Below are 26127 nucleotides of genomic sequence, written 5' to 3'. Positions count from 1 at the left end.
ATGGCATGGACACAAATGTCATAAACCTCATCCAGAGAGCCCCGGCCGCGAACGATTCGGGTTTTTTTGCGCGCAGCTATCCCGCGAGCGAGGCGCCCGCCAGTCATTTAACAAATGAGCAAAATCTGTTAACCCTTTTTGTCAGCGACCTTTCCAAAGGGTTGATGCAGGCAGAAGCGGCGCGTGTGCAGCGCGGTGAAATAGGACGGCCGACCTGGCAGGTGATGGGCAACAGATTGCGCGCACACATCATTCCTTTGCTGGGTGCTGTGCCGGCGCAGGCATTCGCTACTTCCGATGCGCAGCGCCTGATCGATCACCTTGGAGCGCAGGGCTTCACCAGCACGACGATCGCGCAGTACCTGGTGCTGCTGCGAAAGGTGTTGATGCACGGTGTGAGCATCGGCGTGCTTCGCGATGTACCTGCCTTCCCGAAGGTCAAGGTGCGCAGCCAGCCGCGCGGGAGCTTCAGCGTTGCGGAGTACCGGGCGGTGGTGGCGGCTGCGCGCCGGCTGCGCGGACAGCCGCATCCGGTGCTCGATCAGCTGGCCTCCGGCGAGCGCTTCTGGATCGCTCGCGAGCTGCTCGTCATGCCGCAGGAGCTGCCATGGCTGATCCGCTGGATGGTCAACACCTTCGTGCGTCCGAGCGACATCAAGCTCATGAAGCACAGGCACATCGACGTCGTGCGCGGCAAGCACGTCTACCTGCGGATGAACCTGCCCGAAACCAAGCGGCACAGCCAGCCCATCGTGAGCCTGCGCCCGGCCGTGCGGGTTTATGAATGCCTGCTCGCGCATCGCCGCGAGCAGGGCTTTGGCGGCGCGGACGACTACATCTTCATGCCGCAATTGAAGAACCGCGAGCATGCGCTGGCCGTGCTCAACTTTCTTTTCCACTGGGCGCTGGAAGCGACGTCGCTCCAGAAAGGGCCGCAGGGCCAGTCGAGGACTCTTTATTGCCTGCGCCATACCGCCATCACCTTGCGGCTCTTGTACGGGCAGGGCATCGACATGCTGACCTTGGCGCGCAATGCGCGCACGAGCGTCAACATGGTCGAACGTTTCTACGCTTCGGTTCTGAGCGGAGAAATGAATGTGGGATTGCTGCAAAGCAGGCGTGGCCGCCCGAATTGAGCAAAGCCAAAAAGCCGCCCGGCTTGCGCTGGGCGGCTTGATACGGGATTGATCCGAACTGGCTGAAGCCAGCATTGGGAATCAGGCTTCGATCAGAAGGCGTGGCGGATGCCGAAGTCGTAGCCAGTCGAGGTCTTCGGGGTGAAGATGTCGTTGCTGATGAACTTCGGGCTGAAATCGGGGCTGACCCTCAGGTCTGCACCGTTCTTGTTGCTGATGCGGGCAACCGTTGCGTACAGGGCCGTGCGCTTCGACAGGTTGTGCACGTAGCCCAGTGCCAGCTTGTTGGCCTTCGGATTCGGTTCGTTGAAGAACGGGTTGTTGTCGCCCGACTTGTACTTGACGGCCGAGTACGACGCGCGGATCAGGCCGGCACCGACCGGAACCGTCACGCCCAGCAGCCAGCCATTGAGCTTGTTCGATGCCACGGAAGCCGGGCGGGCGAAGAAGTCGCCGTCGATATCGGTCTTTTCGCGGGCGTGGGACAGTTCGCCGAAGAGCTTTGCAGGACCGAAGTCATACGAAGCGCCGAGGTTGAAGGTGTTGACCTTGGTGGTCGTGCCGGCGTAGTAGTCGTCGCCCACGGTGTTGCTGCCGTAAGCCGCTGCAACGTCGAGCGGACCGTTGGCGTAGCCGAAGCGGCCGCCGATGTAGCGGCCGGTGCGCGAGTTGTCGGCCGCGTGAGGCGTGGCCAGGCCCGGGCTGTACTTGGTCTTCTCGTGGAAGCCGTACATCAGCTGGCCGTAGAAGCCGCCGAGGTTCGGCGGCAGGAAGTAGCTGACCGAGTTGCTGGCGCGCGTGGGATTGCCAAATGCGCTGGTGGCCGTCTGGATCAGGTTGGTGCCAACGCCGTTGGTGCCGAAGGGATCGAAGGTGGAGTTGTTGTGGAACGAGGGGGTCAGGTCGCGGCCGAGGCGGATTTCACCGAAACCACCCGACAGGCTCACCGTGGAACGGCGGGAGAAATTGGCCACGCCTTGACTGCCATCGTCGTTGGCGACCGGCGCTTCGAGCCAGAAGCTCGCGGCCAGGCCGCCACCGAGGTCTTCCGTACCGCGGAAGCCCAGGCGGCTGGTGTTGTAGCCCGAATGGGTCATGCCAACGCTGCTGGTCCGCACGCTGCCCTGATTGACGTAGAACGGGTTATAGGCAACCGGGAAGCCGAAGGCGTTGTACGTCACGCCATGGTTCAGGTCGCGCGAGCTGTTCGAATAGCCGCTGATCGAAGCGTCGACCACGCCGAACAGCGTGACGGACGACTGAGCCGAGGCAACACCGGCAACAGCCAGGGCAGCCAGAGCAACTGCCCTTCAGGGCCCCAAAACTAGAGTGGGCCCGCAACGCCGGGGAACCCAAAGAAAAAAGCCCCGAGCCTTGCAGCTCGGGGCTAAATCCACCAATTGGAAGGGTGGAGGAGACAACCGGTGCGCACGGGTTCATGCGCCATGAAATAAAGTATATCGGTTGTTTGTTGCGTTGCAACAAGCAAGTGACGATTTCCCCACATACCAACGGATGTCGGCGTGATTTTTTGCTGAACATCCCTGAATGGATCTGAACAGATGGAATGCACAGTAAGTTGGACCGGCGATGCCGGAACGCGATCGGCCATGGGTTTCGTGGCCGAAACCGGCAGCGGCCATGTCCTGATGATGGACGGCGCGCCCGATGCCGCCAAACCCGAGAACGGCGGCCAGAACCTGGCGGCCCGGCCCATGGAAACCGTGCTTGCGGGCACGGGTGGCTGCACTGCCTATGACGTGGTGCTGATCCTGAAGCGGGGCCGCCACCGCGTCGAGCGCTGCAGCGTCAAGCTGACCAGCGAGCGCGCGGAAAAGGATCCCAAGGTCTTCACCAAGATCCACATGCATTTCACGGTGGCGGGCAAGGGCATTCCTGCGGCCGCCGTCGAGCGTGCGATTGCCCTGAGCCACGAAACCTACTGCTCGGCCAGCATCATGCTCGCGAAGACCGCCGAGATCACCACCAGCTTCGACCTGATCGAAACCTGAGTCCGCGAGGCCTCAGATCCGGTGCGCCACCGTGGTCATCACGCGGGAGGCGAGCCGCATCAGGGCCTTGGCCGGGGCCGGCAGTTCCGCCGCGCCGGCATCGATGGCTTGCGCGGCGTGCTGCGCTTCGTCGATCTTCATCTGCTCGACCACGGCCCTGGAGGCACTGTCGGCGGCCGGCAGGCGGCCGAGATGGCTCTCCAGGTGGGCTTCCACCTGGCGTTCGGTTTCTGCGACGAACCCGAGGCTCAGCGGGTCCCCCAGGCGCCCCGCCACCAGGCCTAGGCCGAAAGCGCCCGCATACCAGAGCGGGTTCAGCACGGAAGGCCGGGCGCCGAGTTCGTCCAGCCGCTGGCGCGTCCAGGCCAGGTGATCGGTTTCTTCGTGCGAGGCCTCGAGCAGGCGGGCCCGCAGGACCGGGTCGCGCGCCACCGCGGCCTGCGCGGTGTAGAGCGCCTGGGCGCAAACCTCGCCCACGTGGTTCACCCGCATCAATGCCCCGGCCTCGCGCCGCTCCGAATCGGTCATCTCGCCCGGCGCCTGGGCCGGCGCGGGCGCGGCCCTTGTTGCATGGGGCCGGGCAAAAAGGGTGCGCAATGCCGCATCAGCCGCAGTCAGGACGGGGTCGAGCGTGGAAGTCATGCCCGTATTTGAACGTATGCGGAAAGAGCAGCGCGAAACAGTTGCTTCATTTCATATGGTGGTTTGTGAGCGCGCCAAAGTCCTTTGTTGCAGGACTGCAACGAAACGCGTGGGCCGCTGGAGATTTCGGGCGATTTGTTTTGCCCTGCCGCAGCGGCTCTGGTGCAATAGCATCAACTTCCCAAAAGGAGGTTGGCCCGGGGTCCGGTGGGAGCACAAAAGTGCCAGTCACGGTGAGCCCTTCGCACCGGAGCCCTATGTTTAACCTTGGAGAAACTTGCAATGAAAAAATCTCTAGTTGCTCTGGCTGCCCTGGCTGTTGCCGGTGTTGCCTCGGCTCAGTCGTCCGTCACGCTGTTCGGCGTGGTCGACGCGTCGATCAGCGGCTATTCGAGCACCTCGCGTGACCTGAACGGTGCCACGTTCCTGAACCCGTTCTACCTGAACCAAGGCAGCGTCAAGGTCAGCCGTCGTACACTGGCTAACTCGGGCTACAACTCCAGCCGTATCGGCTTCCGTGGTACGGAAGACCTCGGTGGCGGCCTGGCTGCCAGCTTCTGGCTCGAAGCCCCGATCTCCAACGACGACGGCCAGCAAGGTATTGCTACCTTCGCTCGTCGCTCGACCGTGAGCCTGTCGGGTGGTTTCGGTGAAGTCCGCCTCGGCCGTGACTACACCCCGACCTTCTGGAACGACACCGTGTTCGATCCGTTCGGCACCAACGGCGTTGGCTCCAACCTGATCAACACCGCTAACGACGCCTTCGGCACCTTCGGCACCCCCGCAGCTGCAACGGCTCCGTTCACCAACGTTGGCAGCAGCAACTACGTTCGCGCCAGCAACAGCATCGGCTACTTCCTGCCGCCGAACCTGGGTGGTTTCTACGGCCAAGTGCAGTACGCTTTCAGCGAGAAGAACAAGTACAGCCCGGGCACCGCTACGCCGGCTACGCTGAACGCTTCGCGCCAAGGCCGTTACGTTGGTGGCCGCTTCGGCTACGCCAACGGTCCTCTGGACGTTGCGGTTTCTTACGGCAGCAGCACCGTGGGCGACAACTACTACGTTGGCACGACCACCAAGGTCAACACGCTGAACCTCGGCGCTTCGTATGACTTCGGTCCCGTGAAGCTCTTCGGTGAACTGTCGAAGGCCAAGAACAAGATCGACTACGAAGTCGAACCGTTCCTCGGCGGCCGTCCTGACGTGGACCTCACCGGCTACCTGCTCGGCGTGACCGTGCCGGTCGGTGCTGGCCTGATCCGCGCTTCGTACTCGCACGTCAAGTATGACTTCAACGCTCCTGCAGTGTTGTTCGCTCCTGCCGTCGAAGATCCGAAGGCCAACAAGCTGGCTCTGGGCTACGTGCACAACCTGTCGAAGCGCACGGCTCTGTACGCAACGATCGCTCGCGTGAGCAACAAGAACGGTGCAGCCCTGACCGTCGGCGGCCCGGCTTTCATCGCCAACGGCGTCTTCACCCCGAAGACCTCGACCGGCTACGACTTCGGTATCCGTCACGCTTTCTAATTCGAGGCTGGCTTAAGCCAGCTTTGAATCGAAAGACTCAAAAGCCACTCGACGAAAGTCGAGTGGCTTTTTTCATTGGGCGCTTCGCCGATGTTGCATGGGTGCATCCGAAGCGCACCATCCGCGTGCACCCCCGGGGAACCACCGTGCGGGCACGCACCTTGCACTGCTAGCATGCCTGTTCACATTGTTTGCTGAATGATTGCTTTCGTCCTGCGCCGCCTGATCCAGGCCGTGATCGTCATGATCGCGGTCGCGTTCATCGCCTTTCTTCTCTTCCAATATGTGGGCGACCCCGTCGTCTTTCTGCTGGGCCAGGATGCCAAGCCCGAGCAGATCCGCGAGCTGCGCGCCGCATTGGGGCTCGACCAGCCCTTCTTCGTGCAGTTCTGGCACTTTCTCGTCAACGCGGCCCAGGGCGAGTTCGGCCTGAGCCTGCGCCAGGGCGCGAAGGTCTCGCGCCTCATCGGCGAGCGCTTTCCGGCCACGCTCGAGCTCGCGCTGGTGGCGGCCGTGCTGGCGCTGTTCATCGGCATTCCGATGGGCGTGTATACCGCGCTGCGCCGCGGCACTTTCCTGAGCCAGGTGTTCATGACCGTGTCGCTGCTCGGCGTGTCCCTGCCCACCTTCCTGATCGGCATCCTGCTGATCCTGGTGTTTGCGGTGATGCTGGGCTGGTTCCCGAGCTTCGGGCGCGGCGAGACCGTGCAGTTCGGCTGGTGGAGCAGCGGCCTGTTCCGGGCCGACGGATGGCATCACATCATCCTGCCGGCCGTCACGCTCGCGATCTTCCAGCTGACCCTGATCATGCGGCTGGTGCGCGCCGAGATGCTCGAGGTCCTGCGCACCGACTACATCAAGTTTGCGCGCGCCCGGGGCCTCACGAACCGCGCCATTCATTTTGGCCATGCGCTCAAGAACACGCTGGTGCCGGTGATGACCATCACGGGCCTGCAGCTCGGCGGCCTCATCGCCTTTGCCATCATCACCGAGTCGGTGTTCCAGTGGCCCGGCATGGGGCTCCTGTTCATCCAGGCCGTGACCTTTGCCGACGTGCCGGTGATGGCGGCCTACCTGTGCCTCATTGCCTTGATCTTCGTGGTGATCAACCTGGTGGTCGACCTGCTGTACTTCGTGGTCGATCCGCGGCTGCGCGTGGGCAAGGCGGGAGGACATTGAAATGACGGTTGTCGCAGCAGCTGCAGCACCGCGACTGCGGGCCTCGGGCAGGGCGTTTGCGCACATTGCGAGCTTCTATCCGGAGATCACGGCCTTTCGCCGCGACCTGCACGCCCACCCCGAGCTCGGCTTCGAAGAGGTCTACACGGCCGGCCGCGTGCGGGAAGCGCTGCGTGCCTGCGGCGTGGACGAGATCCACGAGGGCATCGGCAAGACCGGCGTGGTGGGCGTCATCCGCGGCCGCTCCACGGCGAGCGGCCGGATGATCGGCCTGCGCGCCGACATGGATGCGCTGCCCATGCGCGAGGACAACGACTTCGGCTGGCGCTCCGCCAACGACGGCCTGATGCACGGCTGCGGGCATGACGGCCACACGGCCATGCTGGTCGGCGCGGCGCGCTACCTGGCCGAGACCCGCAGCTTCGACGGCACCGCGGTGCTGATCTTCCAGCCTGGCGAAGAAGGCTTTGCCGGCGCGCGCGTGATGATCGAGGACGGCCTGTTCGACCGCTTTCCCGTCGACGCGGTCTATGCCATGCACAACTGGCCAGCCATGCCCGCGGGCACCGTGGGCATCAACCGCGGTGCCATGATGGCCGCGGCCGACCGCGTCACGATCGAGATCAAGGGCAAGGGCGGCCACGGCGCCCACGCCTACCAGACCATCGACCCCGTGGTGGTCGCCGCGCACATCATCACGGCCGCGCAGACCATCGTGTCGCGCAGCGTGCGGCCGATCGATGCGGCGGTGGTCAGCATCTGCGCGGTGCAGGCAGGCGACCTGGGCGCGATGAGCGTGATCCCGGGCGAGGCCACGCTGGTGGGCACCGTGCGCACCTTCAGCGCGCGCGTGCAGGCGCAGGTCGAGCAGCGCCTGACCGAGCTCTGCACGGCCGTGGCCGCGGGCTTCGGCGCCACCGCCACCATCAGGTACGAGCGCATCTACCCGGCCACCATCAACACCGCACCGGAGGCGATGTTCGCGGCCGACGTGGCCGAGTCGCTGGTGGGCGCTTCCAATGTCGAGCGCAGCATGGAGCCCAGCATGGGCGCCGAGGACTTCTCCTTCATGCTGCAGAAAAAGGCCGGCGCCTACCTGCGCATCGGCCAGGATGCCAAGTGCGGCGCCTTCCTGCACAACAGCCGCTACGACTTCAACGACGAGATCCTGCCGCTTGGCGCCGCATTGCATGCGGGGCTGATCGAGCAGGGCATGCCGCTGGCTGCCACCCGCAGCCAGCAGCCCGTGAAAGACGCCGCTACCGCGACGCCTTGATGTACTTCAGATTCCAACCCGAGGAGTGTTTCCATGAGTTTTCAGAAGAAGGCGGCCGCGGTCGCAGTTTTGTGCGTGCTGGGCACCGCCAGCCTGGTGGCCGGCGCGCAGACCATCCGCGTGGCGAACCAGGGGGACGCGCTGTCGCTCGATCCGCACTCGCTCAATGAGTCGCTGCAGCTGAGCACCACCGCCAACGTCTATGAAACGCTGGTCGGGCGCAACAAGGACCTGAGCGTTGCGCCGCTGCTGGCGACCAGCTGGAAACAGACCTCGCCCACCGTGTGGCGCTTCGAACTGCGCAAGAACGTCCAGTTCCACGACGGCACGCCCTTCACGGCCGACGACGTGCTCTTCAGCTTCGCGCGCGCCTCGGGCGACGGCTCGGACATGAAGTCCAACACCACCGACATCAAGGAAGTGCGCAAGGTCGACGCGCACACCATCGAGATCGAGACCAAGGGCCCGTTCCCCATTCTTCCCGACGTCATCACGCAGCTCATGATCATGAGCAAGAAGTGGTGCGAGGAGAACAAGGCCGTCACGCCAGTCGACCGGCGCAAGGGCATCGAGAACACCGCCTCGTTCAAGGCCAACGGCACCGGCCCGTTCCGCGTGCGCGAGCGCCAGCCTAACGTGCGCACCGTCTTCACGCGCAACCCGACCTACTGGGGCAAGATCGAAGGCAACGCGCAGGAGATCATCTTCACGCCGATCGCCAACCCGGCCACGCGCGTCGCCGCGCTGATCTCCGGCGAGGTCGACGTCATGGAGCCGGTGCCCGTGCAGGACATCGCGCGCGTCAACGCCAGCCCGACGGCACGCGTCATCTCCGGCCCCGAGCTGCGCACCATCTTCCTGGGCATGGACCAGAAGCGCGACGAGCTGCTGTACTCCAGCGTCAAGGGCAAGAACCCGTTCAAGGACAAGCGCGTGCGCCAGGCCTTCTACCAGGCCATCGACATCGCCGGCATCCAGCGCACGGTGATGCGCGGCGCCTCGCGCCCCACCGCGCTGATGGTCGGCCCCGGCATCAACGGCTGGAACGAAGCGCAGGACAAGCGCCTGCCCTACGACGTCGAGGCCGCCAAGAAGCTGCTGGCCGAAGCCGGCTATCCGAACGGCTTCGAAGTGACGATGAACTGCCCGAACGACCGCTACGTGAACGACGGCCAGATCTGCCAGAGCGTGGCCTCCAACCTGGCGAAGATCGGCGTCAAGATCAACCTCGCGGCCGAGACCAAGGGCACCTACTTCCCGAAGGTGCTGCGCCGCGACACCAGCTTCTACATGCTGGGCTGGACGCCCACCACCTACGACTCGCACAACGCGCTCACGGCACTGATGGCCTGCCCCGACGACAAGACCGGCGCCGGCCAGTTCAACCTGGGCGCCTACTGCAATCCCAAGGTCGACGAGCTGACCAAGAAGATCCAGTCGGAAACCGACAAGCCCAAGCGCGACGCGATGATCAAGGAAGCCTTCGACCTGCACACCGCCGACGTCGGCCACCTGCCGCTGCACCAGCAGACGCTGGCCTGGGGCGTGAGCAAGAAGGTGGCGCTCACGCAGATGGCGGACAACTACATGCCCTTCAAGTGGATGAGCATCAAGCCGTAATACTGCGGGCCGCCCGCCGGCGGGCGGCCTGAGCGGCTCGATCCTGGGCCCGCTTCTTGCGGGCCCATCCTTTTTGCCTCACGATGAAAAAAACATTCGCCCGCTGGCTCGACAGCGACGTCGGCTACAGCTTTCGCACCTCGCCCGTGGCCATGGCGGCGGCGCTCATTGCACTGGCCTGCGTGTTCTGCGCGGTCTTTGCCGGATGGGTGTCGCCGCACAACCCCTTCGACCTGGCGACGCTCGAGCTCGGCGATGCGCGCCTGCCGCCGGCATGGAGCGCCGAAGGCTCTTCCAAGTACCTGCTGGGCACCGACGACCAGGGCCGCGACATCCTTTCGGCCGTGATCTACGGCGCACGCATCTCGCTGATCGTCGGCGTGGTGTCGGTGGCGCTGTCGATCACCGTGGGCGTGGTGCTCGGCCTCCTGGCCGGCTTCCTCGGCGGCTGGCTCGATTCCTTCCTCATGCGCCTGTGCGACGTGATGCTGTCGTTTCCGCCGATCCTCGTGGCGCTGCTGATTGCGGGCGTCGGCCGTGCGCTGTTTCCCAATGCGCATGAGTCGCTGGCCTTCGGCGTGCTCATCATTTCAATCTCGCTGACCGGCTGGGTGCAGTACGCGCGCACGGTGCGCGGCTCCACGCTGGTGGAGCGCAACAAGGAATACGTGCAGGCCGCGCGCGTGACCGGCGTGGCGCCGCTGCGCATCATGCTGCGCCACGTGCTGCCCAACGTGATGGGGCCGGTGATGGTGCTGGCCACCATCCAGGTCGCCACTGCGATCATCACCGAGGCGACCTTGTCGTTCCTCGGCGTCGGCGTGCCGCCGACTTCTCCTTCGCTGGGCACGCTGATCAGCATCGGCAACCAGTACCTGTTCTCGGGCGAGTGGTGGATCACCGTGTTCCCGGGCCTGATGCTGGTGCTGATCGCGCTCAGCGTGAACCTGTTGGGCGACTGGCTGCGCGACGCACTGAACCCGCGCCTGCGCTGAGATGGAAAAAAGGACAACGCCACCATGACGCTGCTCCAGGTCAAGAACCTTGTGGTCGAGTTCCCGCACCGGCGCGGCACGCTGCGCGCGCTCGACGGAATTTCATTCGACATCGCGCCCGGCGAAATCCTGGGCGTGGTGGGCGAGTCGGGCGCCGGCAAGTCGCTCACGGGCGCGGCCATCATCGGACTGCTCGAGCCGCCGGGCCGCGTGGCCAGCGGGGAAATCCTGCTCGAAGGCCAGCGCATCGACAACCTCGGCTTCGATGCGATGCGGCCCATCCGCGGGCGCAAGATCGGCGCGATCTTCCAGGACCCGCTGACCTCGCTGAACCCGCTCTACACCGTCGGCCGGCAGCTGGTGGAAACCATCCGCACCCACCTGCCGGTGACCGAGGCCGAGGCGCGGCGCCGCGCCATCGGCCTGCTGCAGGACACCGGCATTCCGGCCGCCGAGCAGCGCATCGACCACTTCCCGCACCAGTTCTCGGGCGGCATGCGCCAGCGCGTGGTGATTGCCCTTGCGCTGGCGGCCGAGCCCAAGCTCATCGTGGCCGACGAGCCGACCACGGCGCTGGACGTGTCGATCCAGGCGCAGATCATCCAGCTGCTCAAGCGCATCTGCAAGGAGCACGGCGCCGCCGTGATGCTGATCACGCACGACATGGGCGTGATCGCCGAAACCTGCGACCGCGTGGCCGTGATGTATGCGGGCCGCATCGCCGAGATCGGTCCGGTGCACGAAGTGATCCACCAGCCGGCGCATCCCTACACCTCGGGCCTGATGGCCTCGATTCCCGACATGGCGAGCGACCGCGAACGGCTCAACCAGATCGACGGCGCGATGCCGCGGCTCAATGCCATTCCCGAGGGCTGTGCCTATAACCCGCGCTGTCCGCGCACGTTTGCGCGCTGCCTCACCGAGCGGCCCGAGCTCATGCACGCCGGCGCCACGCGCGCCGCATGCTGGCTGCACGATGCCACCGATCCGCACAAGGGCCAGGCCGAGCTGGCGGCCCGGCACCACGATGCGCAGCTGGCCGGCGAGCGCGCCGTGCCCGATGCGGCCGCACCGCTTGCGGAGGTGAGCCGATGAGCGCCGCACCGCTGGTGGTGGCGCACGACCTCGCGCGCACCTTCGACGTTTCGCCGCCATGGCTCAACCGCGTGCTCGAACGCAAGCCGCGCGTGCTGCTGCATGCGGTGGACGGCGTGAGCTTTTCGATCGAGCGCGGCAAGACGCTGGCGCTGGTGGGCGAATCGGGCTGCGGCAAGAGCACCGTGGCGCGCCTCTTGGTCGGCCTGTACGCCCCCACGCGCGGCGGCCTGCAGTTCGACGGGCAGGACGCGCATGCCGCGTTCAAGACCCCCGAAGGCCGCAAGCTGCGCCGGCGCATCCAGATGATCTTCCAGGACCCGTACGCGAGCCTGAACCCGCGCTGGATCGTCGAAGACATCGTCGGCGAGCCGCTGCGCGAGCACGGCATCCTCCGCGGCAAGGCCGAGCTGCGCGAGCGCGTGGGCGAGCTGCTCAAGTCGGTCGGCCTCTCGCCGCTGGACATGAGCAAGTACCCGCACCAGTTCTCGGGCGGCCAGCGCCAGCGCATCTCCATTGCACGCGCGCTCGCCACCGAGCCCGAGTTCCTGGTGTGCGACGAGCCCACCTCGGCGCTCGACGTCAGCGTGCAGGCGCAGGTGCTCAACATCATGAAGGACCTGCAGCGCCAGCAGGGCCTGACCTACCTCTTCATCTCGCACAACCTGGCGGTGGTGCGGCACGTGGCCGACCAGGTCGGCGTGATGTACCTGGGCCGGCTGGTCGAGGTGGCGGACAAGCAGAAGCTCTTCGCCGAGCCGCAGCATCCCTACACGCGCATGCTGCTCGACGCGATTCCGCAGATGAAGCACACCGGCCGCGCGCGCACGCCGGTGCAGGGCGAGGTGCCGAACCCGCTGAACCCGCCGACCGGCTGCGCGTTCCATCCGCGCTGCCCGCATGCGAATGCGCGCTGCTCGGCCGAGCGGCCGAAGCTGCTGAACATCCGGGGCGTGCAGGTGGCCTGCCACGCGGCCGAAGAAGGCCGCATCTAGCTGGAAGCGTGCGTAAACGCACCGACATGCGCGCCAAGGCGGCGCAGAGTGCGGCCATGACCATGAAGAAGAACACAGGCACCGGCGGCAGCCCGGCGATCCCGTCGGCGCTGGGCCGCCGCGGCTTTCTCATGGGTTCGGCGCTGGCGGCGACCTCGACGCTGGCTACGCTTTGTTCGCTGTCGCACGCCGCGGCCGCGGCCGCGTCGCAGCGGATGCCGGTCATCTTCATCGGCCACGGCTCGCCGATGAATGCGCTGGCCGACAACGCCTTCACGCGCCGGCTGGCCGCCTGGGGCGGGGAGCTGCCGCGGCCCTCGGCCATCCTGAGCGTTTCGGCCCACTGGCTGAGCCGCGGCGCCACCGGCGTCGGAATGCAGGAGCGGCCGAAGACGATCCACGACTTCGGCGGCTTTCCGCAGGCGCTGTTCGACATCGAGTACCCGGCGCCGGGCCATCCCGCGCTCGCGCGCGAGGCCATCGGCACGGTGAAGCAGGCCGCGGTGGTCGGCACCCAGCAGTGGGGCCTGGACCATGGAACATGGACGGTGCTGAAGCACCTCTATCCGAAGGCCGACATCCCGGTCTTCCAGCTCAGCATCGACTACGACCAGCCGGCCGCCTTCCACTACGCGGTCGGCCGCGACCTGGCGGTGTTGCGGAGCATGGGCGTGCTCGTGATGGGAAGCGGCAACCTGGTGCACAACCTGCGGGCCACCGACCGCGGCACGCCCGACGGGCCCGTGGCCAGCCGGCCCTGGGCGCAATCGTTCGACGACGCGGTGAAGGCCGCGCTCGCGGGGCGGGACGACCGCGCGCTGGTCGGCTATGAAAGGCTGGCGGGCGCCTCGACCGCGGTGGCCACGCCGGACCACTACTTTCCGTTTCTCTACGCGCTCGGCGCCGCGGGAACGGGCGAGCGCGCGAAAACGGTCTACGAGGGATTCCAGTCGGGCACGCTGAGCATGCGCTGCATCCAGTTCGGCTGAGCGCGCCGGCCTACTGTTCCTCGCTCCACGAGAAGCCGTCGCGCGCAATCATCGCGCTCGAGGCGCTCGGCCCCCAGGTGCCCGCGGCGTAGGGGCGCGGCCCGCCGTCCGATGCCCAGCTGTCGATCAGCGGTTCGACCCAGCGCCAGGCTTCTTCCTGCTCGTCGCTGCGCACGAACAGGTTCAGGCGGCCGTCGATCACGTCGAGCAGCAGCCGTTCGTAGGCGCCCACGCGCTCGGCGCCGAAGCGCTTGTCGAAGTCGAGGTCCAGCTGCACCGGCGCGAGCTGCGCGGCGCTCTGGTGGCCGTTGCTGCGGCGGTTGTCCTGCGCCTGCGCGAGCATGTGCAGCTCCAGGCCGTCGCGGGGCTGGAGGTTGATCACCAGCTTGTTGACGGCGCCGGCCGGTGCGCGGTAGATCGCATGCGGCGTGGGCCTGAAGTTGACCTCGATGCGCGCGTCGCGCGAGGCCAGCCGCTTGCCGGTGCGGATGTACAGCGGCACGCCGGCCCAGCGCCAGTTGGCGATTTCCGTGCGCAGCGCCACGAAGGTCTCGGTGCGGCTTTCGGGGTCGACGCCGGGCTCGTCCTTGTAGCCCGGCACGCGTTCGCCGTACGCCGTGCCGGCGGTGTACTGGCCGCGAATGGCATGCAGCCCCAGTGTCTCGGGCGTCCAGGGCTTGAGCGCGCGCAGCACCTTGAGCTTCTCGTCGCGGATGGCGTCGGCATGCGAGTTGATCGGCGGCTCCATGCCGATCGCGCAGACCAGCTGCAGCGCATGGTTCTGCACCATGTCGCGCAGCGCGCCGGTCTGGTCGTAGAAGGCGCCGCGCTTTTCGACGCCCAGGTCCTCGGCGATGGTGATCTGGATGTTGGCAATGTGCTCGCGGCGCCAGATGGGCTCGAACAGCGCATTGCCGAAGCGCATGGCGAACAGGTTCTGCACCGAGGGCTTGCCCAGGTAGTGGTCGATGCGGAAGACCTGCTTCTCGTCGAGCACCTTGCACACCGCGGCATTGATCGCGCGGTTGGACGCCAGGTCATGGCCCAGCGGCTTTTCGAGCACCACGCGGGTCGACGGGCCGTTCAGGCCGGCTGCGGCGATCTGCTCGACCACCTGCGTGAAGAGCGCGGGCGCCGTGGCCACGTACATCACCACCGTGTCGGCATTGCGCTGCTTGAGCAGGTCGGAAAGGCGTGCGTAGTCGGCCGGCTTGGACAGGTCCATGCGCAGGTAGTGCAGCAGCGAGGCGAACTTCTCGAACTCCTCGGCCGAAGGGCGCTTGGCGCCTTCGACGGCATTGAAGCGCGACTGGATCAGTTCGCGGTACTGGTCGTCCGAGAGGTCGTCGCGGGCCACGCCGACGATGCGTCCGTCTTTCGGGAGGCTGCCATGCCTGAAGGCCTGGAACAGCGCGGGCATCAGCTTGCGCCATGCGAGATCGCCAGTGCCGCCGAACAGAACGAGATCGAAGCTCATGAGTCGAATTTCCTTTTGTCTTGGTGCCGAGTGGGCTCTCCGGTTCAACCGAATGGTACTTGTACCAATTCATGAAACCTGTACGAAAGCTACGCTCAACCCCGGCCGGGAGGCCTATTTTTGTTTTGGAGGCGAGGTTTTCACATGAAGAAGCTTTTTACTGCAGCGGCCTTGGTGGGTTTGTCGGCCGCCGCGTCGGCGCAGGGCACGGTCAACGTGATCTGCTCGGTCCAGGCCGAATGGTGCAACGTGATCGCCACCGTGTATGCACGCACCACGGGTACCCGCATCAACATGTCGCTCAAGGGCTCGGGCGAAGCGCTGGCCCAGCTCATCGCCGAGAAGGACAACCCCAAGACCGACATCTGGTTCGGCGGCACCGGAGACCCGCACCTGCAGGCGGCCGAGCAGGGCCTGACGCTCGAATACAAGTCGCCCACGCTCGCGCATCTGCACCCCTGGGCCCAGCAGCAGGCCAGGCAGTCGGGCTACAGGACCGTGGGCATCTACTCCGGCCCGCTGGGCTTCGGCTACAACCCCGAGCTGCTCGCCAAGAAGAAGCTGCCGGTGCCCAAGACCTGGGCCGACCTGCTCAAGCCCGAATACAAGGGCGATATCCAGGTGGCCAACCCCGCATCGAGCGGCACGGCCTACACCATGATCGCCACGCTGGTGCAGCTGATGGGCGAGGACAAGGCCTTCGACTACCTGAAGGCGCTGCACCGGAACGTGGGCCAGTACACCCGCTCGGGCACGGGCCCGATCAAGGCGGTGGCGCGCGGCGAGACGGCCGTGTCGATCAGCTTCGTGCACGACGGCCCGGGCGAGAAGATGCAGGGCTTCCCGGTCGAGACCATCACGCCCAGCGACGGCACCGGCGCCGAGATCGGCTCCATGAGCATCATCAAGGGCGCCCGCAACCTCGAGGCCGCGAAGAAGTTCTATGAATGGGCGCTCACGCCCGGCGCGCAGGAACTCGGTGCCGCCAACAAGCAGTTCCAGCTGCCGAGCAACGCGAATGCCAAGCTCGACCCGCGCATCCCCGACTTCAAGAAGATCAGGTTCATCAACTACGACTATGCGAAGTACGGTGCCAGCGCCGAGCGCCGGCGCCTGATCGCGCGCTGGGAAAAAGACGTCAATTCGCTGCCGCGCTAAGTGCAAGCCCCTTCCATCGGCGGCGCGCCGGCCAATCCGGCGTCGGTGGCCGCCGCCCGGCGGGCGCAGCGCTGGATCCGGGCGTGGGTGGCGCTGGGTTTTGCGGCCTACCTGCTGCTGCCCTGGTATGCGATCCAGGACGCCACCTGGTACGAAGCCGTTCCGCAGGTCTTCGGCCGGGCCGAGGGTGCCAACGGCCTGATGCAGGCACTCACGCAGGGACGCGGCTGGCTCTTCATCGGGCTTGCAGGCCTGGCGATGTGCGCCATCGGCGCCTGGCGGCCGGCCGGCCGCGCGCAGGGGCGCTGCCTGCTGGCGGGCGGCGCCATCGGTGCCTTGGGCCTGGCGATCACCGGCTTCGCCATCGGCGCGCGCGGCTGGAGCTTCGAAGCGCTCAACACGCAGTTCGGCGAACTTGCGATCAACCAGTTCGGCATCGGCGCGGGCGGCGCCGTGGCGCTCGCGGCGCTCGCGATGCTGGCGGCCTTCGGCATTGCGCGGCTCGGGCTCTTCAAGGGCGACCTGTTCGTGGCGGCCGCGGTCATCGGCTGCGGGGTGCTGATGGCGCTGTTCATCGCCTATCCGGTGAGCAAGGCGCTCGCGGGTGCCTTCCTCGACGAAGACGGCCGCTGGTCGATCACGGCCTTTGCCGCGCGCGTGTTCGCCGAACGCATCTGGGGCGTGGGCTGCCTGGCGGGCGGCGTGCGCTGCGGCGTGGCCTGGAACACGCTCGTGCTGGCGCTGCTGACGGCCGCCGGCACCACCTTCCTCGGCACCCTGATGGCCTTGATGGCCGAGCGCGGCAGCAAGCGCGGCCAGGGCGCGCTGCGGGTGCTCGCGCTGCTGCCGATCATCACGCCGCCCTTCGTGGTGGGGCTCGGGCTGATCCTGCTGTTCGGCCGCGCGGGCATCGTCAACCAGCTGCTCGAGAGCGCGTTCGGCATCGAGCCGACACGCTGGTTCTACGGCATGCCGGGCGTGCTGGTGGCGCAGCTCTTCGCCTTCACGCCCATCGCCTTCATGATCATGCGCGGGGTGGTGCAGGGCATTGCGCCCAGCCTGGAAGAGGCGGCGCAGATGCTGCGCGCCGACCGCCGCCGCACCTTCTTCACCATCACGCTGCCGCTTTTGAAGCCCGGGCTGGCCAATGCCTTCCTGGTCGGCTTCATCGAGAGCATTGCGGACTTCGGCAACCCGGTGGTGGTGGGCGGGCAGTTCTCGGTGCTGTCGACCGACATCTTCTTTGCCATCGTCGGTGCGCAGTACGACCAGGGACGCGCGGCCTCACTGGCGTGGGTGCTCACGGTCTTTGCGCTCGGCGTGTTCGCGCTGCAGCGCGGCGTGCTCGGCCGGCAGAACTACACCACCGTGAGCGGCAAGGGCGACGCGGGCATTGCGATGGCGCTGCCGGACGGCGTGCGGCGCACCATCCAGTGCATCGCGCTGCCGTGGATCGCGTTCACCGCGGTGGTCTACCTGTTCGCCTTTGCGGGCGGCTTCGTGCAGACCTGGGGGCGCGACTACAGCTTCACGCTCGATCATTTCAAGAATGCGTTCGCGCTCGAATGGGGCCAGTTCGGCCTGGTGTGGGCCGGCACCGCGTGGAATTCGCTGCTCACCACGCTCAAGCTCGCGGGCATCTCCGCGCCCATCACGGCCGCGCTGGGCCTGCTGATTGCCTGGCTGCTCGCGCGCAACGAGTTCAAGGGGCAGGGCGTCTTCGAGTTTGGCGCGCTGCTGGCCTTTGCCATTCCGGGCACGGTGCTCGGCGTGAGCTACATCCTGGCCTTCAACGTGCCGCCGTTCGAGCTCACGGGCACCGGGCTCATCATCGTGCTGTGCTTCATGTTCCGGAACCTGCCGGTGGGCGTGCGGGCCGGCACGGCGGCCTTCAAGCAGCTGGACCGCTCGCTCGACGAAGCCTCCCTGATGCTGCGCGCCTCTACGGCCCAGACGCTCTTCAAGGTGGTGCTGCCGCTGCTGAAACCCGCGCTGGTGGCTGCGCTGGTCTACAGCTTCGTGCGCGCCATGACGACGGTGAGCGCGGTGATCTTCCTGGTCACGGCCGAGAACGAACTGGCCACCACCTACATCATCGGCCGCGTGGGCAACGGCGACTACGGCATTGCGCTGGCCTACTGCACGGTGCTGATGGTGCTGATGTCGCTGGCGATTGCGCTGGTGCAGTTCGTGGTGGGCGAGCGCAGGCTGGGGCGGCGCGGCACTGCGCCTCCGCAACAAGGACATCACAAAATGGAAAGCCTGGCGACACCATGAACGGCATCGAATTGCGCAACGTCACCAAGCGCTACGGCACCGACAAAAACGGGCCGCTGGCGGTCAAGGGCATCAGCTTCGAGGTGCCGGCGGGCACGCTCACCACCATCCTCGGGCCTTCGGGCTGCGGCAAGACGACCACGCTGCGCATGATCGCGGGGCTCGAATCGGCCAGCTCCGGCTCGATCTTCATGGGCGGGCGCGACGTGACCACGCTGGGCCCGGCCGAGCGCAACGTGAGCATGATGTTCCAGAGCTACGCGCTGTTCCCGCACATGAACGTGATCGAGAACGTGGGCTACGGCCTGCGCATGAGCGGCGTGAAGAAGGACGAGGCCGCCTTGCGCGCGCGCGGCGCGCTCAAGGGCGTGGGGCTGGTCGGCTTCGACGAGCGGCTGCCGAGCGAACTCTCTGGCGGCCAGCAGCAGCGCGTGGCGCTGGCGCGCGCGCTGGTGCTGGAGCCCGCGGTGCTGCTGTTCGACGAGCCGCTGTCCAACCTCGACGCCCGGCTGCGGCGCGAAATGCGCGAGGAGATCCGCGCGCTGCAGCAGCGCCTGAAGCTCACGGTGGCCTACGTCACGCACGACCAGAGCGAGGCCCTGGCCGTGAGCGACCAGATCATCGTGATGGACCACGGCGTGATCGCCCAGCGCGGCACGCCCGAGCAGCTCTATGCCCGGCCCGAGAGCGAGTTCGTGGCCGGCTTCATGGGCGAGGCGATGGTGTTCCCGGCCACGGCACAGGCCGACGGCAGCGTCGCGCTCGGCCCGCTGCGGCTGCAGCCGCGCCATGCGGTGGCGCCCGGCGCGGTGAAGGTGGCGGTGCGGCCCGAGGCCTGGGAGATCGGTGCCGCCGGCACGGCCGCGGGCCTGCCCGCCACGCTGCGCAAGGCGGCCTACCTCGGCAGCTTCTACGAATACGGCTTCGACACGCCGCTGGGGCCGGTCTTCGTGGTGTCGACCGATCTGTCGAGTCCCCTGGCCGCGGGCGCCGAGGCCACGCTGTCGCTGGCGGCGCATGGCGTGAGCGTGGTGCCCGCCGCGTGAAACAATGGCGCCATGAACGTGGTTTTCGATCTTGGCGCCGTGCTGCTGGCATGGGAGCCCACCCGGCTGGTGCAGACCCATCTTCCCGAGCATGCCCCCACCGAAGCCGCCGCGGCGGCGCTGGGCCGGGCGCTTTTCCACCATGACGACTGGATGAGCTTCGACTGCGGCATGCGCTCGCTGGACGAGGCCATCGCGCGCATGGCCCGGCGGCTGTCGCTGCCGGCGGACCGGCTCGACGCCATGCTCGGCACGCTCGGGGAGCGCCTGGAGCCCATTGCCGCCACCGCGGAACTGCTCGACGGGCTGTTCGCGCGGCGCGAGGCCGGCGAGGCGCTGCGCCTGTACTACCTCTCGAACATGCCGGCGCCCTACGCGCGCGCGGTCGAACGCCGGCACGGCTTCATGCGGCGCTTCGACGGCGGCGTGTTCTCGGGCGACGTGAAGTTCATCAAGCCGGATCGCGAAATCTACGAGCTGCTGGCGGTGCGCCATGCGCTCGAGCCCGCCGAGACGGTGTTCATCGACGACTCGGCCGCCAATGTGGAGGCCGCGCGGGCCTTCGGCTGGCAGGCCATCCACTGCACGCACCCCGCGGCGCTGGCGGCGCAACTGGCGCGCCATCTGCCGGCTGTGCCGGCTGGCCCGGTTGCGCCGGCTATCGGCCGGTGAGCACCACCTTGGAGGTGTCGAAGCCCAGGCTGGCGGCGTAGTCCAGCTCGGCCTGCAGCGCGTCGTCCTCCAGGCGCGGCGCGCGCGAAAGCACCCAGAGGTACTGGCGGTCGGGCGTGCCGACCAGCGCCACCTGGTAGTCGCGGTCGAGCTTCAGGATCCAGTAGTCGCCCCAGACCATCGGCAGCCAGCTGAGCCACGAGGGCGCAAAGCGCACTTCGAGCCGGCCTGCGCCGGGCTGGCCCGCCACCGGCACCACCCGGGCCGTTCCCACCGCCTCGTCGAAATTGCCATCGGGCCGCACGCAGCGGTTGAGCACCTGCATGGTGCCATCGGGCTGGAGCGTGTACTCGGCGCTCACGGGACCGGCGCACTGCTTCTGGAAGCGGTTGGGCAGGCGGGCCTGCTCGTGCCAGATGCCGGCGTAGCGCTGCAGGTCGACCGGCGCCACCACCTGCAGCGGCGCGCGCATGAGCGGTGCGCCATCGGGCGGCCCGGGCAGCTGGGCTCGCCCGGTGCGTCCTGCGCCCATGGCGATCCAGGTGGCGACACCGCCCACCACGAAGGCCGTGGCCAGGGTGCCGATGGCGTGGCTGGTGCGGCGGTCATCGAAGGACGGAGCGCGGCTGGCGGCGGCAGCCGCGGCGGAGCGATGGCGAAGGGGCATGGGCGTGGCACTCCTGTGGTCGGAAGCATCGATCGGAAACGGCCAGCCTAGTCCCGGGCCGGGGCGGCGCGCCGTCAGCGGCGGACCACAGCCGCTGTAGGGCAGCGCGGCCGGCCGGCCCTTACAACCCTGTCGGCGGCAGGCTGATCCAGGGCGGTGAAAACCCGTGCTACGGTGCGCATGAAAACATCGGCCCCGGCGCAACAGCGTGCAGGACTTGTCATCACCCGCACTGGATAATCTTTCTCCATGAATCAACTCGATGCTCTCCGCCAATGGACCACCGTGGTCGCCGACACCGGCGACTTCAAGCAACTTGCCATCTCCAGGCCGCAGGACGCGACCACCAATCCGTCGCTCATCCTGAAGGCGGTGCAGAAGCCCGAGTACCGGCCGCTGCTCGACGAAGCCGTGAGCAAGCATGCGGGCAAGCCGCTCGACGAGGTCATCGACCGGCTGCTGGTGCGCTTCGGCACTGAAATCCTCTCGATCATTCCGGGCCGCGTGTCGACCGAAGTCGATGCGCGCCTTTCGTTCGACACGGCCGCCACCGTGGCGCGCGGCGAGCGCATCGTGGCGCTCTACAAGGCCGAGGGCATCGACACCGAGAAGCGCCTGCTGATCAAGGTGGCCTCCACCTGGGAGGGCATCGAGGCGGCGCGCACCCTGGAGCAAAAGGGCATCCGCACCAACCTCACGCTGCTGTTCTCGTTCGCGCAGGCGGTGGCCTGCGGCGCAGCCGGCGTGCAGCTCATCTCGCCCTTCGTGGGCCGCATCTACGACTGGTACAAGAAGTCGGCCGGCGCCCAGTGGAACGAGGCCGCCAGCGCGGGCGCGAACGACCCCGGCGTCAAGTCGGTGCGCCAGATCTTCGAGTACTACAAGCAGCACGGCATCAAGACCGAGGTGATGGGCGCGAGCTTCCGCAATGTGGGACAGATTCGGGCCCTGGCCGGCTGCGACCTGCTCACCATCAGCCCCGAGCTGCTGGCCGAGCTGGCCGCGAGCAACGAGCCGCTGGCGCATGCGCTCGATGCCAAGGCGGCAACCGGCGGCGATGTCGCCAAGGTCAGCTACGACGAGGCCGGCTTCCGCTTCGCGCTCAACGAAGACGCCATGGCCACCGAGAAGCTCGCCGAGGGCATCCGCGCCTTCGCGGCCGACGCCGTCAAGCTCGAGAAACTCATGCAGGAAAGCGGCAAGTAAGCATGGCCATGACCCAACGCTGCGACCGCGCGCCCGCCTGGGCGCAACTGCAGGCTGCCTTCGAGACCGCGGGCCGCCAGTTCGACGTGCGCCATGCCTTCGTCGACGACGCCGGCCGTTTCGAACGCTTCAGCCAGGAGGCGCCGTACCTGTTTGCCGACCTGTCGAAGAACCTGATCGATGCGCGCACGGAAGAACTGCTCTTCGCGCTGGCCCGCGAGTGCGGCCTCGAGGCGCACCGCGACGCGATGTTCGCGGGCGAGCACATCAACAACACCGAGGACCGCGCCGTGCTGCACACGCTGCTGCGCGCCCCCGCCGATGCCAAGGTGGGCAAGACGGCCGACAAGCTGCGCGAGGTGCACGAAACGCTCGATGCGATGCTGGCCTATGCCGAGAAGGTGCGCGCCGACCACACGATCACCGACGTGGTCAACATCGGCATCGGCGGCTCCGACCTCGGGCCGCAGATGGCGGTGCTGGCGCTGGCCGAGTTCGCCGCGCCCGGCAAGCGCTTCCACTTCGTCTCCAACGTCGACGGCCACGAGCTGGCCGGCGTGCTGCAGGGCCTGGCGCCCGAGCACACGCTGTTCCTCATTGCGTCCAAGACCTTCACCACGGCCGAGACCATGGCCAACGCGCTTTCGGCCAGGCGCTGGTACGAGCAGTCGGGCGGCACCGACATTGCCGGCCACTTTGCCGCGCTCACCACCAACGTCGAGGCTGCGAAGCAATTCGGCATCGACACCACCTTCGGTTTCTGGGACTGGGTGGGCGGGCGCTATTCGCTGTGGTCGGCCATCGGACTGCCGATTGCGCTGGCCATCGGCGCCGACGGTTTCCGCCGGCTGCTGGCGGGCGCGCACGCGATGGACGAGCACTTCCGCAGCGCGCCGCTCGAGCAGAACCTGCCGGTGCGGCTCGGCCTGCTCGATGTCTGGTACCGCAACTTCCACAAGTTCACGAGCCGCGGCATCGCGCCCTACCACAGCGCCCTGAAGCGCCTGCCGGCCTACCTGCAGCAGCTCGAGATGGAAAGCAACGGCAAGCAGGTCGATGCGAGCGGCGCGCCGCTGCCCGCGGGCCTTGGCACCTCGCCCGTGCTCTGGGGTGAGCCCGGCACCAACGGCCAGCATGCCTACTTCCAGATGCTGCACCAGGGCACCGATGTGATCCCGCTCGAATTCGTGGCGGTGCGCGATGCGGCGCACGACCTCGACGGCCACCACCCCAAGCTGCTGGCCAATGCGCTCGCGCAGGCGCAGGCGCTGATGGTCGGCAAGCTCGATGCGGGCGGCCACAAGAACTTCCCGGGCAACCGGCCGAGCAGCTTCTTCGTGTTCGAGAAGCTCACGCCCGAATCGCTGGGCGCCTTCCTCGCGCTGTACGAGCACCGCGTGTTCACCAGCGGCGCGCTGTGGGGCATCAACAGCTTCGACCAGTGGGGCGTGGAACTCGGCAAGGTGCTCGCGAAGGACATCGAGCCGCGCCTTGCCTCGGGCGACATCATGGGGCTCGACGCCTCGACCGCCGGCCTCCTGAAACGCCTCGGCGCGCAGGCCTGATCCGCTGAAAGGCCGGGGCAACACGCCCGGACAGGCCGATCCATAGGCCATTTGTTTGCGAACTGATGGCCGAATTTGCCGTTGAAAGATGCATCGATATGATCGGCCCGGGGAATTTCCCTGGGATTCAATCAAGAGGAGTCGATCAATGGACTTTCAAACAGCGGTCAAGACCTGTTTCAGCAAATACGCCGATTTCAACGGACGCGCATCGCGTTCGGAGTACTGGTGGTTCGTGCTGGCCGAGGTCATCGTTCTCATCGTGGCAAGCCTGATCCATCAGTATGTGTACTTCATCGCGGCGCTGGGCTTCCTGTTGCCCGCGCTGGCCGTGGGCGCGCGCCGCCTGCACGACATCGGCAAGAGCGGCTGGCTCCAGCTGTTGATGATCATTCCGATCGTCAACCTGGTGCTGATCTATTTCTACGTGCAGCCCTCGCAGCCCGAAACCAACCCGCACGGCGCACCCGCCGCCTGAGCCTCGCGTCAGGCTGCAGTTTCCGCGCTGGAAAGCGTGCGCACCGGCCCACCGCTGGCCATGCGCACGCACAGGTCGAAGGCCTGCTGCAGGCCTTCGATCTGCGCGACGCCCTTGCCCGCGATGTCGAAGGCGCTGCCGCTGGCCGAGGTGGCTACCGGCACGGGCAGGCCGCCATGCAGCGTCACGCCCTGCTCGAAGCCCATGAGCTTCATCGCGATCTGGCCCTGGTCGTGGTACATCGACACCACCGCATCCACGTCGCCGCGGCGCGCGCCGATGAACACCGTGTCGGGCGAGAACGGACCGCGCGCGTCGTAGCCCTCGGCGCGCAGCCGCTCGATGGCCGGTGCGATGATCTCGATCTCTTCCATGCCGATCGAGCCGCCGTCGCCCGCATGCGGGTTGAGCCCCGTCACTGCGATGCGCGGCTGTGCCACGCCCGCACGGCGCAGCGCCGATGCAATGATCTTCACCGCATCGCCCACGCCCTCCACCGTGATGTGGCTCGCCACATCCTTCAGCGGAATGTGCGAGGTCACGCGCGAGGTCCAGAGCGAACCCGTGAGGTTGAATTCGCAGACGAAGCCCGTCACCGCGAAGCGCTCCTGCATGTAGCGCAACTCGTCCTCGTGCACGAGGCCACCGAGCCGCAGCGAATGCTTGTTGAGCGGCGCGAAGACAATGCCCTCGGCCTGGCCGCGCCGCACGGCCGCGGTGGCCAGTTCCAGCGCCTCGAAGGAGGCGCGGCCCGAGGCCTCGTTCGACTCGCCGAGCACCGGCTCCCGGCCTTGCATCCAGTCGCGCTGCAGCAGGGTGGGGCGGCCGTGCTCGAAGCGCAGGTCGTCGAGTCCGTCGATCCGCAGCGGATCGAGCTTGACGCCCGCCACGCGCTCGCCCGCGGCCAGCACCACCGGGTCGGCGATCAGCAGCACGCGCGCGGCGTCCAGGTTGCGCTGGCGCGCGAGCAGCTTCACGGCCATCTCGGGGCCGATGCCGCCGGGGTCGCCGAGCAGCACGGCGATGCGGGGCCTGGCGGGGATCAGGTTCGGGGTCTTCGGTGGGGTGGGCATGTGGGCGGGGTTGAAATGATGAAGAAGAAAAGCGGCCTTATTCGGCCTTGATGTTGGCGTCGCGCACGAGCTGGCCGTAGTGGTCGAACTCCTGCCTGTTCATCGCCGCGAAGGCTTCGCCGGTCAGCGAACCGGGCTCGCCGCCCAGGGCCTTGATGCGCGTTTGCACATCGGAAAGCTTCAGCGTGCGCACGAGCTCGGCGTTCAGCCGCTCGACCGCGGGCCGCGGCGTGCCGGCGGTCACGTAGAGGCCGTACCAGGTGGACACATCGGCGCCCTTGATGCCCTGCTCGGCCAGCGTGGGCACGTCGGGCAGCTCGGGCGAGCGCTGCGGCGCGCTCACGGCCAGCGCGCGGAACTTGCCGGCCTTGATCTGGCCCATGGCGGAGGAGGTGCTGTCGAACATCATGTCGACCTCGCCGCCGATGATGTCCACGTGGGCCTGCGAGCTGCCCTTGTAGGGCACGTGGATCGACTTCATGCCGGTCGCCAGGTTGAAGGCCTCGCCGCCCACGTGCTGCGTGCTGCCGATGCCCGACGATGCGTACTTGAAGCCGCCGGGCTTGGCCGCCATGGCCGCCAGCAGGTCCTTCACCGACTTGTAGGGCGAGCTGGCCGAGACCACCAGCACGTTGGGCATCACGGCCACCAGGCCGATCGGCTGCAGGTCTTTCAGCGGGTCGTACTTGAGCTTGAGAATGTGCGGCGCCACCGCCTGCGCGGTGTTGGTGGCCAGCAGCAGCGTGCTGCCGTCGGCCGCAGCGCGCGCCGTGAGCTCGCCGGCAATGGTGTTGGAGGCGCCGGGCCGGTTCTCCACCGTCACGGGCTGCTTGAGCACCGGCGCGAACTTGTCGGCCAGCACGCGCGCCAGGATGTCGGTGCCGCCGCCGGGCGAGGCGCCGACCAGGATGCGCAGCGGCTTGTCGGGATAGGCCGGCTGCTGTGCGCCGGCGGTGGCGGCCATCAGCGCCAGCGCAGCCGCGCCCGCGGCGCGGGCCAGAAGAAAGGATTGCTTCATCGGATGTCTCCTGCTTGTTTGGCG

At 67.1% G+C, this 26127-nt stretch carries 23 protein-coding genes; 17 read left to right on the top strand and 6 right to left on the bottom strand.

The window, feature by feature from the left end:
* The first annotated feature begins 5 nt into the window (after window positions 1-5).
* Complete coding sequence (locus VPA02S_RS07450; RefSeq protein WP_062363075.1) at window positions 6-1136, top strand: site-specific integrase; 1131 nt, start codon at window positions 6-8, stop codon at window positions 1134-1136.
* Window positions 1137-1228: 92 nt separating this feature from the next.
* Here the strand turns inward: VPA02S_RS07450 and VPA02S_RS07445 are convergent, their stop codons facing one another.
* On the bottom strand, window positions 1229-2434 hold the full coding sequence (locus VPA02S_RS07445; protein WP_062363073.1) for a porin: 1206 nt from the start codon (window positions 2432-2434) through the stop codon (window positions 1229-1231).
* 264 nt (window positions 2435-2698) lie between these two features.
* Here VPA02S_RS07445 and VPA02S_RS07440 point away from each other — a divergent pair, with 264 nt between their 5' ends.
* Entirely contained in the window at window positions 2699-3148 is a 450-nt protein-coding gene (locus tag VPA02S_RS07440; protein ID WP_012746235.1) for an OsmC family protein, read from the top strand.
* A 12-nt stretch (window positions 3149-3160) separates the two neighbouring features.
* On the opposite strand, the gene coq7 is transcribed toward VPA02S_RS07440, so the two are convergent.
* The gene (gene coq7, locus VPA02S_RS07435) at window positions 3161-3790 is read right to left on the bottom strand and encodes a 2-polyprenyl-3-methyl-6-methoxy-1,4-benzoquinone monooxygenase (protein WP_018903559.1); all 630 of its coding nucleotides are present in this window, start codon (window positions 3788-3790) and stop codon (window positions 3161-3163) included.
* A 282-nt stretch (window positions 3791-4072) separates the two neighbouring features.
* Between coq7 and VPA02S_RS07430 the strand changes: the two genes are divergently transcribed.
* From VPA02S_RS07430 to ygiD, 8 genes are all read left to right on the top strand, one after another.
* On the top strand, window positions 4073-5317 hold the full coding sequence (locus VPA02S_RS07430) for a porin (protein WP_018903558.1): 1245 nt from the start codon (window positions 4073-4075) through the stop codon (window positions 5315-5317).
* Window positions 5318-5515: 198 nt separating this feature from the next.
* Entirely contained in the window at window positions 5516-6496 is a 981-nt protein-coding gene (locus tag VPA02S_RS07425) for an ABC transporter permease (RefSeq protein ID WP_012746238.1), read from the top strand.
* Between the two features lies 1 nt (window position 6497).
* Window positions 6498-7772 (top strand): M20 aminoacylase family protein, encoded by a 1275-nt coding sequence (locus tag VPA02S_RS07420; protein ID WP_012746239.1) that lies wholly within the window; start codon window positions 6498-6500, stop codon window positions 7770-7772.
* A gap of 33 nt (window positions 7773-7805) precedes the next feature.
* The gene (locus VPA02S_RS07415; protein ID WP_012746240.1) at window positions 7806-9392 is read left to right on the top strand and encodes an ABC transporter substrate-binding protein; all 1587 of its coding nucleotides are present in this window, start codon (window positions 7806-7808) and stop codon (window positions 9390-9392) included.
* Between the two features lie 83 nt (window positions 9393-9475).
* Complete coding sequence (locus VPA02S_RS07410; RefSeq protein WP_012746241.1) at window positions 9476-10387, top strand: ABC transporter permease; 912 nt, start codon at window positions 9476-9478, stop codon at window positions 10385-10387.
* Between the two features lie 24 nt (window positions 10388-10411).
* Window positions 10412-11482, top strand: a complete 1071-nt coding sequence (locus tag VPA02S_RS07405; RefSeq protein WP_012746242.1) for an ABC transporter ATP-binding protein — start codon at window positions 10412-10414, stop codon at window positions 11480-11482.
* Window positions 11479-12477 (top strand): ABC transporter ATP-binding protein, encoded by a 999-nt coding sequence (locus VPA02S_RS07400; RefSeq protein WP_012746243.1) that lies wholly within the window; start codon window positions 11479-11481, stop codon window positions 12475-12477. Before VPA02S_RS07405 ends, VPA02S_RS07400 begins: the two co-directional genes overlap by 4 nt.
* 8 nt (window positions 12478-12485) lie before the next feature.
* Entirely contained in the window at window positions 12486-13466 is a 981-nt protein-coding gene (gene ygiD / locus VPA02S_RS07395; protein ID WP_244883404.1) for a 4,5-DOPA-extradiol-dioxygenase, read from the top strand.
* Window positions 13467-13476: 10 nt separating this feature from the next.
* Here ygiD and zwf read toward each other — a convergent pair whose 3' ends face one another.
* Complete coding sequence (gene zwf, locus VPA02S_RS07390) at window positions 13477-14943, bottom strand: glucose-6-phosphate dehydrogenase (protein WP_012746245.1); 1467 nt, start codon at window positions 14941-14943, stop codon at window positions 13477-13479.
* A gap of 144 nt (window positions 14944-15087) precedes the next feature.
* Here zwf and VPA02S_RS07385 point away from each other — a divergent pair, with 144 nt between their 5' ends.
* From VPA02S_RS07385 to VPA02S_RS07370, 4 genes are read left to right on the top strand one after another with little or no spacing between them, the layout of a single operon-like run.
* Window positions 15088-16101: an ABC transporter substrate-binding protein gene (locus VPA02S_RS07385; protein ID WP_012746246.1), complete on the top strand. Its 1014-nt coding sequence runs from the start codon at window positions 15088-15090 to the stop codon at window positions 16099-16101.
* Entirely contained in the window at window positions 16102-18378 is a 2277-nt protein-coding gene (locus tag VPA02S_RS07380) for an ABC transporter permease (protein ID WP_012746247.1), read from the top strand.
* Window positions 18375-19424, top strand: a complete 1050-nt coding sequence (locus VPA02S_RS07375) for an ABC transporter ATP-binding protein (protein WP_012746248.1) — start codon at window positions 18375-18377, stop codon at window positions 19422-19424. Before VPA02S_RS07380 ends, VPA02S_RS07375 begins: the two co-directional genes overlap by 4 nt.
* Window positions 19425-19436: 12 nt before the next feature.
* Window positions 19437-20096, top strand: coding sequence for an HAD family hydrolase (locus VPA02S_RS07370; RefSeq protein WP_012746249.1), 660 nt, complete (start codon window positions 19437-19439; stop codon window positions 20094-20096).
* On the opposite strand, the gene VPA02S_RS07365 is transcribed toward VPA02S_RS07370, so the two are convergent.
* Window positions 20083-20763: a lipocalin family protein gene (locus tag VPA02S_RS07365; protein WP_012746250.1), complete on the bottom strand. Its 681-nt coding sequence runs from the start codon at window positions 20761-20763 to the stop codon at window positions 20083-20085. The two genes, VPA02S_RS07370 and VPA02S_RS07365, sit on opposite strands and share 14 nt — an antisense overlap.
* A 249-nt stretch (window positions 20764-21012) precedes the next feature.
* Between VPA02S_RS07365 and tal the strand changes: the two genes are divergently transcribed.
* The 3 genes from tal to VPA02S_RS07350 all read left to right on the top strand — a co-directional run bounded on the left by tal (window position 21013) and on the right by VPA02S_RS07350 (window position 24012).
* Entirely contained in the window at window positions 21013-21969 is a 957-nt protein-coding gene (gene tal / locus VPA02S_RS07360) for a transaldolase (RefSeq protein WP_012746251.1), read from the top strand.
* 2 nt (window positions 21970-21971) lie between these two features.
* Window positions 21972-23534, top strand: coding sequence for a glucose-6-phosphate isomerase (gene pgi / locus VPA02S_RS07355; RefSeq protein WP_012746252.1), 1563 nt, complete (start codon window positions 21972-21974; stop codon window positions 23532-23534).
* A gap of 148 nt (window positions 23535-23682) precedes the next feature.
* A complete protein-coding gene (locus VPA02S_RS07350) occupies window positions 23683-24012 on the top strand; it encodes a DUF805 domain-containing protein (protein WP_012746253.1) in 330 nt (109 codons plus the stop codon).
* Between the two features lie 8 nt (window positions 24013-24020).
* Here the strand turns inward: VPA02S_RS07350 and VPA02S_RS07345 are convergent, their stop codons facing one another.
* A complete protein-coding gene (locus VPA02S_RS07345) occupies window positions 24021-25085 on the bottom strand; it encodes a 4-hydroxythreonine-4-phosphate dehydrogenase PdxA (protein ID WP_012746254.1) in 1065 nt (354 codons plus the stop codon).
* 37 nt (window positions 25086-25122) lie between these two features.
* Window positions 25123-26103, bottom strand: a complete 981-nt coding sequence (locus tag VPA02S_RS07340) for a Bug family tripartite tricarboxylate transporter substrate binding protein (protein WP_012746255.1) — start codon at window positions 26101-26103, stop codon at window positions 25123-25125.
* Between the last annotated feature and the right edge of the window lie 24 nt (window positions 26104-26127).

The organism is Variovorax paradoxus NBRC 15149, assembly GCF_001591365.1.
GTDB lineage: Bacteria > Pseudomonadota > Gammaproteobacteria > Burkholderiales > Burkholderiaceae_C > Variovorax > Variovorax paradoxus.
Note: the sequence above shows the minus strand (reverse complement) of the source record. Positions and strands in the feature narration are given on the sequence as shown.